Here is a 12,739-nt window from a genome sequence, read left to right as displayed (position 1 = left end):
GTCGCTCGTAGGACGTCTATAAAAAGTCCGCTCCGCGGAACCGCTAATGACCGCTGATGACACGCTAATTTTTGCAAAGTGTCATTGACGGTAGCCTCGTTGGTTGATCGCGGGGTCGATGCACTGAAGAATTAACGCATAAGCCTTAAAACCAAAACTTAGGCGCTGACTTACTGTGAAGAGAAAAGGCGGACAGGTCACGCCGTCCTGTCACGCCGTAGTCCCGAAGGCGGAAGTCTCGAAGAGCGAAGGCGGAAAAGCACTCACCACTCAACGACTAAACGACTCACCAAAAATCTCTGATTTTCCATGAAAATATTACTGACAGGCTGTGCCGGATTTATCGGCTCGCATACCTTGGAACGCCTCCTTGCCGACGGGCATACGGTTGTTGGGGTTGATAATTTCGATCCATTCTACAGCCGTGCGCTCAAGAATCAGAATATCGCCTCCCATCTGGAGAATCCGAATTTTGAACTCGTCGAGGCCGATCTTGCCGAGCCTGAAACCTGCACAAAGATCAAGTTCATCGCCGACGGACTAGGTGATCAGAAGCCAGATGCCGGAGGACAGGAGACAGAAGACAGTTCCGAGGGACTGAAAGCAGGTAGGGCGCAGTCTCCAGACAAGCCGCAGCAATCTCTGGCTTCCGGCCTCCGGCCTCCAGCTTCTTCAAACGAAACGTTCGACGCGATTATCCACCTCGCTGCGAAAGCCGGCGTCCGGCCCTCGATCCAGGATCCGGCCGGCTACCAGCGCGCCAATGTGATCGCCACCCAGAACCTGCTCGAATTCGCAAAAGAAGAGGGGATTAAGCAGTTTGTTTTTGCCTCCTCCTCCTCCGTTTATGGGGTTAATCCCAACGTGCCCTGGCGCGAAGACGACTACGTGCTCCAGCCGATCAGCCCGTACGCCAGCACAAAGGTTAGCTGCGAGTTGCTCGGGCACGTCTACAATCACCTCTACGGTATTCGTTTTCTCGGGCTTCGCTTTTTCACGGTTTTTGGCCCCCGCCAGCGTCCGGACCTCGCCATTAATAAATTCATACGCTTGATCGATGCGGGAGAGCCCATCCCTGTCTTTGGCGACGGCTCCACGCGGCGTGACTACACCTTTGTTGCCGATGCTGTCGATGGGATCCTCGGGGCCCTTCATTACGACAAAACAGGCTATGAAATCGTCAATCTGGGGAATGATCGGACCGTGACGCTTTCCCAACTCATCGAAACCATCGAGGACGTCGTCGGGAAAAAGGCCGTCATCGATCGCAGGCCGGAGCAACCCGGTGACGTCCCTCAAACCTGGGCGGACGTCACTAAAGCCAGACAGCTATTCGACTATGCGCCCAGTACTCGCTTTAGAGATGGAGTATCGGAGTTCTACGACTGGTGGTCTGGAAGTAAGGCATTTATCTAAGCATATATGGCTTAAGAAAATGCGTTGTCGCTTTAGTAGACCCGCGGGAAACGAAGAACCAAGCACGAAGCACTACCTAACCACTTAACGCCCCACAAACATCCTATGAAAATAGCAATCATCGGCCTCGGCTATGTCGGCCTTCCCCTCGGGCTTCGCTTTGCGGAGTCCGACGTCTCCGTCCTCGGTCTGGATGTTGACCCGGAGAAGGTCGACGCCATCAACGCGGGACGCTCCTACATTAAGCACATCGAAATGGCCCAGATCGCTGCGGCGCGCGAGTCAGGGATGCTCGAGGCCTCCACCAACTTCTCCCGGGTCGCCGAGGTTGAAGCGGTGCTCATCTGCGTACCCACGCCGCTCAATCAATACCGCGAGCCGGATATTTCCTACGTGCTCAAATCAGGTGAAGCGATTGCGCCATTTATCGGAAGTCAGAAGCCAGAGGACAGTAGCCAGAAAAAGTTGATCGTGCTCGAAAGTACGACCTACCCGGGAACGACGGATACTGAACTCCGTCAAGTCCTGGAAGCGGGATCGGGGCTCAGGGCGGGCGTCGACTTCCATCTGGCTTTCTCGCCGGAGCGGGAAGATCCGGGTCGCAAGGATCACTCGGTCAAGACCATCCCCAAGGTGATGGGAGGTTATACCGAAAAGTGCCTCAAGCGTTGTGTGGAGCTTTATTCGCTGGCTCTGGACTCGGTCCACCCGGTTAGCTCCTGTCGGGTGGCCGAGGCCACCAAGTTGACCGAAAACATTTTCCGTTCCGTAAATATCGCCCTCGTTAATGAATTGAAAGTGGTTTTCCACAAGATGGATATTGATGTCTGCGATGTCATTGATGCCGCCGCTACCAAGCCCTTCGGTTTCATGCCGTTCTACCCGGGGCCCGGACTCGGGGGGCACTGCATCCCGATCGACCCCTTCTACCTCACCTGGAAGGCCCGCGAATACGAGCAACACACCCGCTTCATCGAGCTAGCCGGCGAGATCAACACCGCCATGCCGGATTACGTGGTCAGTCGCGTGGCCGATGCCCTCAACGACGATGCCAAGTCGATCAAGTGTTCCCGCATTCTCATACTGGGTATGGCCTACAAGCCAAATGTCGACGACGACCGCGAGTCCCCCAGTTACGTGCTCATGAAGAAACTTGAGGCCAAGGGGGCCACCGTGGACTATAATGATCCCTATGTGCCGGTGATCAAGGTGACTCGCGAGCATCCGCAATATGCTGGGCGCAAGTCGGTCGAGATTACCGATGATTACGACTGCATCCTCGTCGCGACGCATCACGACGAGTATAAGGACTTCGACTTTACCGACTTCAAAGCACCGCTCGTCGATACCCGTAGCTGTGTGACAAAACGGCCGGATAAGTATTACAAGGCCTAACGCCGCTCAATCAGCTGAATTGGATACCTCTCGCTCTCCGGTATTACATGCGCACCATCCACAGCGATTATAAAGAACTCTGTATTTGTCTGCAGCGTTTTGCCAGTCAGCTAAGTCAGGTTGAATTGACGGGGCAGCTTCTCTTCGAACGTTTGAAAGCAGGTCAGACCATTTTCGCCTGCGGCAATGGTGGCAGCGCGACGGATTCGATGCATCTCTGCGAGGAACTCGTGGGTCGCTATCGAGGTGATCGTCGGCCCTTGCCCGCCATTTCTCTAAACACCGATTCCTCTGTGCTGACCTGCATTGGCAATGATTATGGATTCGATGCAATCTTTTCCCGTCAGGTTGAAGCTCTCTGCAAAGAAGGGGACATCCTCGTCGGTTTTTCTACCAGCGGAAATTCCGAGAATATACTCAGGGCCTTTCAGTCGGCGAAGGGCAGGGGAGCGACCACGATTCTCCTTTCCGGAAAGGACGGGGGCACGATCAAGGAGGTGGCCGATCATTCCATTATCGTCCCCAGCGAGAACACCGCCCGCATCCAGGAAATGCATACATTCGTTCTCCATGCCTGGCTCGAACGCGTCGAACAAGAAGAGTGGTAGAGTTTCGAGACCTGAGGGATGAAACTTGAGACCTGAAGCGTGTATTTAACAAGATGAACAACGAGGAAAGAAAGCGTGCTTTGCGAAAGCGAACCAAGAGGTTTGCAGGAGATGTTGTGCGGTTCTTTTGCAATTTGGATCGTCGGAGGGATGAGGTTAAGATATTATCAAAGCAAATGGTTCGGGCAGGAACTTCTGTCGGTGCGAATTATCGAGAAGCAAGCCGTGCCCGAAGCGATGCTGATTTTATTTCCAAGGTCGAAATCTGCGTACAAGAAGCTGATGAGACGCAATACTGGCTGGAACTTCTCAATGAGAATTGTGGGATTTCTAATAAACTCACGCAGCCAATTTGGGATGAAGCCAATGAGCTCATCAGCATATTTGTGACTATGTCAGTCAATACAAAGAAACGCATAAGTAACTCTAAGTAACTCGCTCCTCAGGCCTCAAATTTTAGCCATCAAGTTTCAAGCCTCCGGTTTTTCACCTCAGGTTTCAGTTCTCAAGTTTCAGGTTTCCAAGCTATGCTTCCCGATTTTTCATCTCTTCGCGTCCTGGTCATCGGCGACATCATGCTCGACCACTATATTTGGGGTGATGCGACTCGAATCTCTCCGGAGGCACCGGTGCCCGTGGTCGGCGTTGAGAGAGACAGCTACGTGCCGGGAGGCGCGGCCAATGTGGCTTGCAACTTGTCTGGCCTTGGTGTCCGGACTTCTTTGCTCGGTCGTTATGGGCCGGATGACGGTGGCAACCGCCTGGGTGCTCTGCTCTCGGAGCGGGGGATAGAGCTTTCACCCATTGGTTGTCGTAAAAAGTCATCGACCATCGTCAAGACACGGGTTGTGGTGCAGCGACAGCAAATGTGTCGGATCGACCGCGAACTGAGTGCCGAGGCCTATTGCCTGAGTAACGATTTAAATTCCGAGACCGTCGGAAGGCTGCTCAGTGGCTACCACGCCATCATTCTATCCGACTACGCAAAAGGCACCATCGACCAAAAACTGATTCACCTTTTGAGGGATAGCCGGGCGCAGGGAACGCGGAGCGGGGAGCTTGGAGCGGAAGGCTTGGAGCAGAGGGCCGGAGGTAGTTTTCAAGTCTCAGGTCTCAAGTCTCAGCCTTCATTCCCGCTTCTCGTCCTTGATCCCAAGCCCAAGCGTCACCTCGACCTGAATGGTATGGACTTGATGACTCCCAATCGCACCGAGGCCCTCCAGCTCGCGGGTATGGCATACGATCCACATGCGCCTTTCGATGATCAGCAGGTCTGTTCCGCTATCTATCAGCGTTTCGCACCCGAAAATCTGGTCGTCACGCTTGGAGCCGAGGGGATGCTTCTCTGTCACAAAGACAAAGTGCTCGGCCGTCTGCCTACCGAGGCAAAGGAAGTCTTTGATGTCTCGGGCGCTGGCGATACCGTGGTGGCGACTTTGACTGCGGCATTAGCCTCCGGCCTGAAATTAAAGGACGCCGCTGCTCTCGCAAATAAAGCCGCCGGCATCGTCGTCAGTCACGTTGGCACCAGTCCGATCCAGCGCGAAGCGCTGGAGCAGGGAGCGGAGAGCTGAAGCCAGGTGACAGGTAGCAGGTGATAAGAATTATGAGCGTGCAAAATGCTAAAGAATTGAAAGCTTACCAGTTGTCCTACCAGTTGGCGATGGCAGTATACGAACTGTCAAAAACCTTTCCTTCGGAAGAAAAGTATGCGTTGATTTCCCAAATACGCCGGTCCTCTCGCTCTGTTCCCATGAATTTGCGCGAGGCGTGGGCGAAGCGCCGCTACAAAGCACATTTCGTAAGCAAAATAACCGATTGCGATGGGGAGTGCGGCGAAACTGAAACGTCTCTCGATTTCGCATTTGATTGTGGCTTTATCTCAGATGAGCAGCACAACGATTTAATTGAGATGAACAACGAAGTCGGACGCTTGCTCGGTGCGATGCTTAAAAATCCAAGCAAGTGGACTTTAAAGTCCTAACCTCTGCCTCCTGCCTCCTGCCACCTGATGCCTGATGCCTGATGCATAAAAGCTTCGATTTTCTTGTCGTCGGTGCCGGCTTTTCCGGCCTTGTGGCTGCCGAGCGGCTTTGCACGCAGCACGGCAAGCGCTGCCTGGTCGTGGAGAAGCGCGATCATATCGGGGGGAATGCCCACGACTGTTACGACGAACATGGTGTTCTTATTCACCCCTACGGACCGCATTACTTCCGGACGAACTCCGATGATATTCTGGGTTATCTTTCCCAATTCACGGAGTGGATGCCGGGTAATTACAAGGTGCAGGTGTATCGTGACGACCGCTACTGGAGTTTCCCTATTAATCTCCGCACCTTTGAGCAATACATCGGACGCGAGGCCACCGCCGAGGAGATGGAAGCTTGGCTTAAGGAAAATCGAACCGATTTTGAGGCGGTCACCAATTCCGAAGAGGCCGTCCTCAGTCAGGTGGGGGAGGCGTGGTATAAAATGTTCTTCGAGGGCTACACCCTCAAACAATGGAAGCGTCATCCGCGCGAGCTCAGCCCCAGCGTCTGTCGGCGTATTCCCGTGCGCACCAACCGCGACGACCGCTATTTCAACGACAAATACCAGGTGCTCCCCAAACACGGCTACCACACACTCTTCAATAATCTGGTCAAAGCCTGTGGGGACCGCCTGGAAGTCCGCCTCAATTTGGACTACAAAGAGGTGATCGCCAACGAATCGATCCAGTGGCAACACATGATATTCACCGGCCCAATCGACGCCTATTTCGATTACAAGTTCGGGCCGCTACCGTACCGCAGCCTGCGGTTTGAGCATGAGCACTTCAGCGCCAAAGCGCTGAGGGGAATCGAAGATGGAAGCTCCCAGCTAGAAGGTAAGACCCCATCTCCCGACCCGCATCTCCCGTCTTCAGGCCTCACTCACCAGCCTTGTGTACAGGTGAATTATCCTGAAAGTAACCTCTCTTACACGCGGACCGTTGAAGCGAAGCACATTACAGGGCAAGAGATCGAAGGGACTACCATTGTTCGGGAGTATCCGGAGGACTATGAAGTTGGAAAAGAACCCTATTATCCTATTCCGGCGGCGGAGGCTCGGCAGCTATATAAGCGCTATGAGGACGAAGCCGGTCAATTGGATGACGTCTCCTTTATTGGGCGATTGGGAACCTACCGGTATTACAATATGGATCAGGTTGTTGGGATGGCTTTGAAGTTCGTCGAGAAGTTAAATCCATTTTTAATTAAACATCTGTAATCCATAAACTGTGAACTTTCCGTACCGTAGTAATGCTAGTGGTTTCTGCTACTAGAAACGCTAATAAAATTATCAATTCACCTCTTGATTTATAATTTCTAATTTACAGACATCGCCAACCATGAAGAAGCTTATAGCAAAAACAATTCGTAAGAAAGCGCCGACTCTTGCTGCTGCATTAAGGCAATTTCGTATCGAAAGAAGACTTAATCAGCCGTTTTTGAATCACCCGAGCGGCTTTGCGTTTAAAGGTAATGCGGCTATGGCTAGCGGCCGATTCGAGCCTGAGGAAACAACGCTCTTTTGCAAGTTGCTTACCCATTGTGACCGTCTGGTCAACGTGGGGGCGAACATCGGCTATTACACTTGCCTTGCTGCTCATGCAAAAAAGCCTGTTCTTGCCTTTGAGCCGATTCCCGAGAATGCTCGGCTTCTTCTTGAGAATGTATACCGAAACGGATGGAGCGACGTCGAAGTTTTCCCGTTGGCGCTCGGGGAAAAGCCGGAAATACTCCCCATGTTTGGTACAGGAACTGGTGCTTCTCTCGTTGAAGGTTGGGCAGGCATCCCTTCCCATGATCGTCGCTTTCTGCCAGTCAACACTTTGGATAACACTTTTGGCGAACGTAAGGACCTACGGAACGGGCGCACGCTATTTTGGGTCGATGTCGAAGGTTTTGAGCTAAGCGTCCTTAAAGGTGCGAGATCTCTCATCGAGGGAAATGCTGAAGCTATATGGGTCGTAGAGATTTGCATTGATGAACACATGCCTACCGGTGTTAACATTAACCCTAATCTGCTAGATACTTTCCGAATATTTTTTGATAATGGTTTTTCGGCATGTGAGGCAAGGGAAGGGTTACCATTAGTTACACATGACGACGTCGAAGAAATTGTTGCGAAGCAGCATAACCAGCTAAGTACGCATAACTTCGCCTTCCTAAGTAATTCGTTTAGAAATCAAATGCTTTCGGAGTAACTCGGTTGTGCCCTTAGGCTCAATGAAGAATTATACAACGTTTCTTGAATTAAATATATTTTGTAATGAATTCTACGCTTAGAATCGGGAAATCAGTAATAAATAGTGTTATCAAGCGAATGGGAGTGCGGCTTGTTAATTCTGATTGGGGGCCACGTGGGTTTGCTGCTACATTTGCGAAGTTAAAGCAATGTGGTGTTGAACTGAGTGTCATTTATGATGTAGGGGCAAGTGACGGTTCATGGGCGCTGGAAACGAAGAAAGTTTTCCCTCGTGCAACTTATGCGCTCTTTGAGCCCTTATCGGAATATCGAGCAACCCTTGTAAATCTTGCTGACGGAGACTCGCACATCAAATTTTTACGGTGTGCACTTGGATCTACTCGTGGAGAATTCGAGCTCAATTGTCACGATGGGCAGAGTAGCTTTCTCGAATCTACAAGTTGGAAAACTCAAAGGCTTAAAGTGCCAGTGGAGACATTGGATGATCTCGTTGAAACCAACAAGTTACCTCCACCCTCGTTGATCAAGGCTGATATCCAAGGTTATGAGTTGGAAATGCTCAAGGGTGCTGAAGAGACCCTGAAGAGCTGTAATTTCCTTTTTTTGGAGGTGTCTTGGCTTCAAATTTATGAGGGAGGCCCCTACGCTGGAGAGATTTTGGGGTTCCTTGCTGAGCGGGGCTTCCACGTGTATGACATCTGCTCATATTCTATGCGCCCGCTCGACGGAAGGTTGACGCAATCAGATGTACTCTTCGCGCATGAGCGAACCGGCTTATTTTCAAAACGCTGCTGGTCCTAGATTTAGGGTTCGATTCGATGATATTCCCGGTTTTCGAGTAGGTTCGGAGGTTTATGCGCGAAGTGCTTACGCCTATTTCTCGTAAAGTCAGTCGACGCAAGACGACTCTGTGGCATCTGGTCTTTTCATATGCTAACATTGTCCATACCGTGGTCGCGGGATTGCTTATGGTGCCGCTTTACCTTCGGTACATTCCAGTCGAGCTCTATGGTGCTTGGCTAGCCAGTGGAAACATCCTTAGCTGGCTCATGATGGTCGATCCGAGTATCTCGACCGTGGTTCTTCAACGGGTTGGAAAAAGTTATGGAGCAAATGATTTCGAGGCTGTCGGGTGCTATGCTTTTGGTGGAATTGTCCTTTCCGGAGCGATCGCCATGCTTTTACTTTTAGTCGGATGGCTTGTCTCATCCTATGTCCCTGGATGGGTTAACCTCAGCGATCCGGCGCAGCAGGTTGAGCTAAGTCACAATTTTCTGATCGCCGCTCTGGCTTCTACGATTTCCCTCTTCGCTTATGCGGTCGGGGTTGTTAACCTGGGGCTTCAGGGGAGTTTCGCCCACGGGATGGTTTTTCTTTTGGCTAACCTATTTAGTCTGGCGAGCACGGTTCTGTTGCTCTTTTTCGGGGCGGGTCTGGCAGCCATCACACTTGGACTTCTTGTCCGCGCCTCGATTTTCTTTATCGGTGGGCTTGGTTATATGCTTTTGCGGGCGTCGCGCGAATCCATTCGGTTTCGACTCCGGTGGACGACATTGAAAGAGTTACTAGGATTGATGTCTTTTACCTCCCTCGGGAAAATTGGAAGTGTGCTCTCGAGAAATATGGATGCTTTTCTGCTGGCTCGTTTCATCGGTCCGGAGGTTGTCCCGATCTTCGTTCTAACACGCCGGGGCTTCAATGTGGCCGAGTTGCTTCTTACCCGGACCGGCAATGCCATTGGCCCGAGCCTGTCCCACCTTGCGGGCGAGGGCGATACGACGAAGATGCGGGCTATTTTAAGACGATTGTTACTGATCAACTTCTGGTTGCTGGGTTTGGCTTTTGCCGGATTCCTCGCTTTCAATGATGACTTTGTCGGTCTTTGGGTAGGACCAGAGTTCTTTGCCGGATTCAGCGTGTCTACTGTACTGTGTTGTTTGATGGTCACATTAATTCTGTTCACCTTACTGCAAACGCTTTGTGTTGCACTGGGTGACATTAAGCGCAACGCGGTTGTCCAGTTCGTGCAGGCCATGGTTACATTTACATGTCTTCTGCTCGGGATCTACTATATGGGGATCCTAGGCGCAGCGCTTGCACCCCTAGTCGGGTTTTTGTCTGTTTCTGCTTGGTACTACCCAAAGACAATTCGGCGTTTGGCGCATCTGAACAAGCACGACTGGTCGATTTTGCTATGTAACTTTTTGTTTAGCCTTAGCCTGGGAATCGCAATAGGAATTCTTGGACACTTAATCCCACCCGTTCAAAGCTGGGCACTATTTGTGACGGCTGCTACGATTACGGCAACTCTCTATGGATTTTGTATGTTTGTTTTTCGCGCTGAGGCACGTGAGGAATTAGCGCTTTTGGTTAGCATCATTTTGTGCAAATTAAAAAAAATACCACTGAGGCGCCGTTGCTGAGTGTGGATCTTGCTCAAGATTACTTCGTACTGCGATTCCAGAATCTCTGATGTTATCAAAAAATAAAGAAATCTATGCTTACCTAAAAGGCGGATTAGGGAATCAACTATTTATCTACGCGACTAATCGTGCGCTTGCCCTCCGAACAGGGTCATCTCTTATCTTCGATGTTGCGACCGCCTTCAAGGCCGACAGAAGGTACCAGCGCAGATTTCATCTAAACGACTTTAAATTGTCGAGTGATATCACTTTTCGTAAGAAACGTGATCCGTTATATCGGATGCGGCGCAGATGCTGGAACCGAGGCGGCCCATGGGTTCGCCAACGCATGAGACGGTTCTACCTTCGGGACGAATATCACGGAGGGAATGATCCGAGGGACGTTGAGGTTAGGGGGCAACTGCGAACTGATGGATACTGGACAAACGAAGCTTATTTCGCAGCGTTTCATGAGCGAATTGCGAGCGAGTTGACCTTTTATGGAGAGATCGAAGGTGATGACTTAACCATTGCGGAAGTGATCGCGCAACCGGCAACGATAGGGATACACGTTCGCAGGGTTGACTACGGCTCGACCTTATCCGTGTCCTATTATCGGTCCGCTTTGGAGTTGATGCGCCGCCGGGTTCCGGTCGATCAGGTCGTTTGTTTCAGTGATGATCCTGCGTGGTGTCATCAAAACTTAAGATTGGACGCAAAAACATATTTCGTGGAAGGAGATCGCCGATCAGCGATCGACGACTTACGGCTACTGTCGAGGTGTCAGAATCTTATAATTGCTAACAGTACATTCAGTTGGTGGGGAGCATGGTTAGGGAAACAATCTGGATCGATCGTGATTCGGCCGGCTCGTTCCGGTTTCAATCAACTCGTCTACCCAGATCGCTGGCTAGCGGTGGAAGACCGTTAATGAGTAATGTCTAACTCGCTTCGAACCAAAAAATATTGCTTTGGGTGTTCACGAAAAACTCTCTAAATACTCTTAGCAATTAGGTATGACGAGAAATTCTAAATTGTTTTAACATAAAAGTATGCATCAGAATATATTACGTAGTGGTGTGACCATACTCAAATTCTGCATGCGCCGGAATTTGGATCGTTTCCCACGGCCATTCTTATGGTCAGCAGAGAGGCGAATTAGACGCCGTGGGACAAAACTTGAAGTTCTAGCCTCCCGAGAGACTGATATCGTGATCGAAGGCTTTCCGCGCAGTGCAAACAGCTTCGCAGTGCAGGCTTTTCGAACGGCTCAACACTCGAGCTGCTTAATCGCTACGCATCTTCATGCCTCGTCTAATATTGCTCGTGGCCTTGAGTTCGGTAGACCTTGTATGGTTTTGATCCGAGAGCCGAAATCGGCGATTATTTCTTATTTGACTTTTTATGCTGATACCCACGCGCGGTTACACCCGAAGTTCGAACACCTGCTAGCGAAAGAGATGATGAGAACTTACTTAGCATTTTATTCATACGTTTTATCGGTCCGCGATCAAGTCGTTGTCGCGACGTTTAAGGAAGCGATTCGAGATTTTGGTTCTATAATTTCACGTGTGAATTCCAAGTTTCATAGTGATTTTGATGTGTTTGAACACTCGACGGAGAATGTTGACGCAATTTTTAAAACCAGGCCTGAGCATCTATCTCCATCCAAACGAAGAGACAGCCTCAAGCCGGCTTTTGTGGATTTGATAGAAGATAAGCGCTGTCGCATTCTTTTGGAGCGATGCACAAGAGTATACCAAAAACTGATCGATTCAGATTCAGTCAAGTGTGCTCCGATCCAATAAAACAACACTCTGTGATCTCTAAGTTGAATTGCTCTTTATCTAGCAGAGAAAATGGTTGTTTCACCTGGAAGAAGTTCGCAGTTCAGCTATGCGGGTCAGATTCAAAATTGAGCTGACGAATTACTAAAGCAATGCACTAAGATTATATGGATGCTTACGATACTTATCGCCAATGGAAGGGGTGGTCCGACGAGCCATTCGGTACCTGTACGGATCTACAAAGAAACTACTTTGCTAAAGAAATGGTACGGGCAGGCGTGGTTGGTCCTTCAAAGATCCTCGAACTGGGGTTTGGGAACGGTGAGTTTCTTGAGTGGGCGAGGTCGGTGGGGCACGAGGTTCTAGGGGTGGAAATAATCGATTCACTTGTCGCTGAAGCTAGCGCAAATGGATTTTCCGCCTACTTGAAGGATATTACCGCTGAGGCGTTCGTCGAAGAAAGGAATATTGATGTTGTCGTTGCTTTTGACGTTATCGAACATCTTTCGATAAGAGAAATCCAGCAACTTTTGAGGTCCTTGTCTCCCGCGCTTTCACCCGAGGCGGTGATCATTTGTCGGTTTCCCAATGGCTGTAGCCCATTTTCTTCGGCGACTTATAATGGGGATATTACTCATAAGACCCTCCTGGCGCAGACGTCGCTCAGGCAAATCGTGGAAGCAGAAGGGTTTGAAGTCGCGCGCTTCGTGAACCCTGTTCGTTCTCTGGGGCGAATTCCGCCGCTAAAGTGGTTGATCTACCTCTTTCGAGATGTCCTTGAAGTTGCCCTCGGGTATCTTTATTTCAACAATCAAAGGTGGCCTCTTGATCCGTCTGCGGTAGCTCACCTTCGGCGTTGTGAGGCGGCCGAGAGCAAAGTTTGACCTCGGCTTGATGGAAT

Annotated in this window: 12 protein-coding genes; all 12 read left to right on the top strand. The window is 50.6% G+C overall.

All coding sequences use genetic code 11. The annotated features are described in order from the left end of the window. The first annotated feature begins 309 nt into the window (after nt 1–309). The 12 genes from DDZ13_RS10360 (at nt 310) to DDZ13_RS10300 (ending at nt 12,722) form a co-directional block, all read left to right on the top strand. Complete coding sequence (locus DDZ13_RS10360) at nt 310–1,416, top strand: GDP-mannose 4,6-dehydratase (protein WP_110131386.1); 1,107 nt, start codon at nt 310–312, stop codon at nt 1,414–1,416. A 105-nt stretch (nt 1,417–1,521) separates the two neighbouring features. Next, the gene (locus DDZ13_RS10355; protein ID WP_110131385.1) at nt 1,522–2,811 is read left to right on the top strand and encodes a nucleotide sugar dehydrogenase; all 1,290 of its coding nucleotides are present in this window, start codon (nt 1,522–1,524) and stop codon (nt 2,809–2,811) included. Nucleotides 2,812–2,858: 47 nt separating this feature from the next. Next, nucleotides 2,859–3,419: a D-sedoheptulose 7-phosphate isomerase gene (gene gmhA / locus DDZ13_RS10350; protein ID WP_110131384.1), complete on the top strand. Its 561-nt coding sequence runs from the start codon at nt 2,859–2,861 to the stop codon at nt 3,417–3,419. Nucleotides 3,420–3,472: 53 nt separating this feature from the next. Then, complete coding sequence (locus DDZ13_RS10345) at nt 3,473–3,853, top strand: four helix bundle protein (RefSeq protein WP_110131383.1); 381 nt, start codon at nt 3,473–3,475, stop codon at nt 3,851–3,853. Nucleotides 3,854–3,946: 93 nt separating this feature from the next. Then, nucleotides 3,947–4,993, top strand: coding sequence for a bifunctional heptose 7-phosphate kinase/heptose 1-phosphate adenyltransferase (locus DDZ13_RS10340; RefSeq protein ID WP_110131382.1), 1,047 nt, complete (start codon nt 3,947–3,949; stop codon nt 4,991–4,993). Between the two features lie 32 nt (nt 4,994–5,025). Next, the gene (locus DDZ13_RS10335) at nt 5,026–5,403 is read left to right on the top strand and encodes a four helix bundle protein (RefSeq protein WP_110131381.1); all 378 of its coding nucleotides are present in this window, start codon (nt 5,026–5,028) and stop codon (nt 5,401–5,403) included. 41 nt (nt 5,404–5,444) lie between these two features. Continuing rightward, nucleotides 5,445–6,668 carry a UDP-galactopyranose/dTDP-fucopyranose mutase family protein gene (locus tag DDZ13_RS10330; RefSeq protein ID WP_110131380.1) on the top strand — a complete coding sequence of 408 codons (1,224 nt, stop codon included), beginning with the start codon at nt 5,445–5,447 and terminating at the stop codon, nt 6,666–6,668. Nucleotides 6,669–6,789: 121 nt separating this feature from the next. Further along, the gene (locus DDZ13_RS10325; protein WP_110131379.1) at nt 6,790–7,647 is read left to right on the top strand and encodes an FkbM family methyltransferase; all 858 of its coding nucleotides are present in this window, start codon (nt 6,790–6,792) and stop codon (nt 7,645–7,647) included. Between the two features lie 65 nt (nt 7,648–7,712). Then, complete coding sequence (locus tag DDZ13_RS10320; protein ID WP_110131378.1) at nt 7,713–8,450, top strand: FkbM family methyltransferase; 738 nt, start codon at nt 7,713–7,715, stop codon at nt 8,448–8,450. 53 nt (nt 8,451–8,503) lie between these two features. Further along, complete coding sequence (locus tag DDZ13_RS10315; RefSeq protein WP_110131377.1) at nt 8,504–10,072, top strand: lipopolysaccharide biosynthesis protein; 1,569 nt, start codon at nt 8,504–8,506, stop codon at nt 10,070–10,072. Between the two features lie 49 nt (nt 10,073–10,121). Further along, nucleotides 10,122–10,982, top strand: a complete 861-nt coding sequence (locus tag DDZ13_RS16025) for an alpha-1,2-fucosyltransferase (protein ID WP_110131376.1) — start codon at nt 10,122–10,124, stop codon at nt 10,980–10,982. 1,023 nt (nt 10,983–12,005) lie between these two features. Then, nucleotides 12,006–12,722 (top strand): class I SAM-dependent methyltransferase, encoded by a 717-nt coding sequence (locus tag DDZ13_RS10300; RefSeq protein ID WP_110131374.1) that lies wholly within the window; start codon nt 12,006–12,008, stop codon nt 12,720–12,722. Nucleotides 12,723–12,739: the final 17 nt, after the last annotated feature.

Source organism: Coraliomargarita sinensis (assembly GCF_003185655.1).
In the GTDB taxonomy this organism is placed as follows: Bacteria; Verrucomicrobiota; Verrucomicrobiia; order Opitutales; family Coraliomargaritaceae; genus Coraliomargarita_B; species Coraliomargarita_B sinensis.
The sequence above is the reverse complement of the archived record's forward strand: the minus strand, read 5'-3'. Positions and strand labels throughout refer to the sequence as shown.

Excerpts from the sequence above, each read along its gene's own strand:
- gmhA (WP_110131384.1), top strand. The coding sequence starts at position 2,859 with ATGCGCACCATCCACAGCGATTATAAAGAACTCTGTATTTGTCTGCAG.
- DDZ13_RS10325 (WP_110131379.1), top strand. The coding sequence starts at position 6,790 with ATGAAGAAGCTTATAGCAAAAACAATTCGTAAGAAAGCGCCGACTCTT.
- DDZ13_RS10345 (WP_110131383.1), top strand. The coding sequence starts at position 3,473 with ATGAACAACGAGGAAAGAAAGCGTGCTTTGCGAAAGCGAACCAAGAGG.
- DDZ13_RS10340 (WP_110131382.1), top strand. The coding sequence starts at position 3,947 with ATGCTTCCCGATTTTTCATCTCTTCGCGTCCTGGTCATCGGCGACATC.
- DDZ13_RS10360 (WP_110131386.1), top strand. The coding sequence starts at position 310 with ATGAAAATATTACTGACAGGCTGTGCCGGATTTATCGGCTCGCATACC.
- DDZ13_RS10300 (WP_110131374.1), top strand. The coding sequence starts at position 12,006 with ATGGATGCTTACGATACTTATCGCCAATGGAAGGGGTGGTCCGACGAG.
- DDZ13_RS10320 (WP_110131378.1), top strand. The coding sequence starts at position 7,713 with ATGAATTCTACGCTTAGAATCGGGAAATCAGTAATAAATAGTGTTATC.
- DDZ13_RS10335 (WP_110131381.1), top strand. The coding sequence starts at position 5,026 with ATGAGCGTGCAAAATGCTAAAGAATTGAAAGCTTACCAGTTGTCCTAC.
- DDZ13_RS16025 (WP_110131376.1), top strand. The coding sequence starts at position 10,122 with ATGTTATCAAAAAATAAAGAAATCTATGCTTACCTAAAAGGCGGATTA.
- DDZ13_RS10315 (WP_110131377.1), top strand. The coding sequence starts at position 8,504 with ATGCGCGAAGTGCTTACGCCTATTTCTCGTAAAGTCAGTCGACGCAAG.
- DDZ13_RS10355 (WP_110131385.1), top strand. The coding sequence starts at position 1,522 with ATGAAAATAGCAATCATCGGCCTCGGCTATGTCGGCCTTCCCCTCGGG.
- DDZ13_RS10330 (WP_110131380.1), top strand. The coding sequence starts at position 5,445 with ATGCATAAAAGCTTCGATTTTCTTGTCGTCGGTGCCGGCTTTTCCGGC.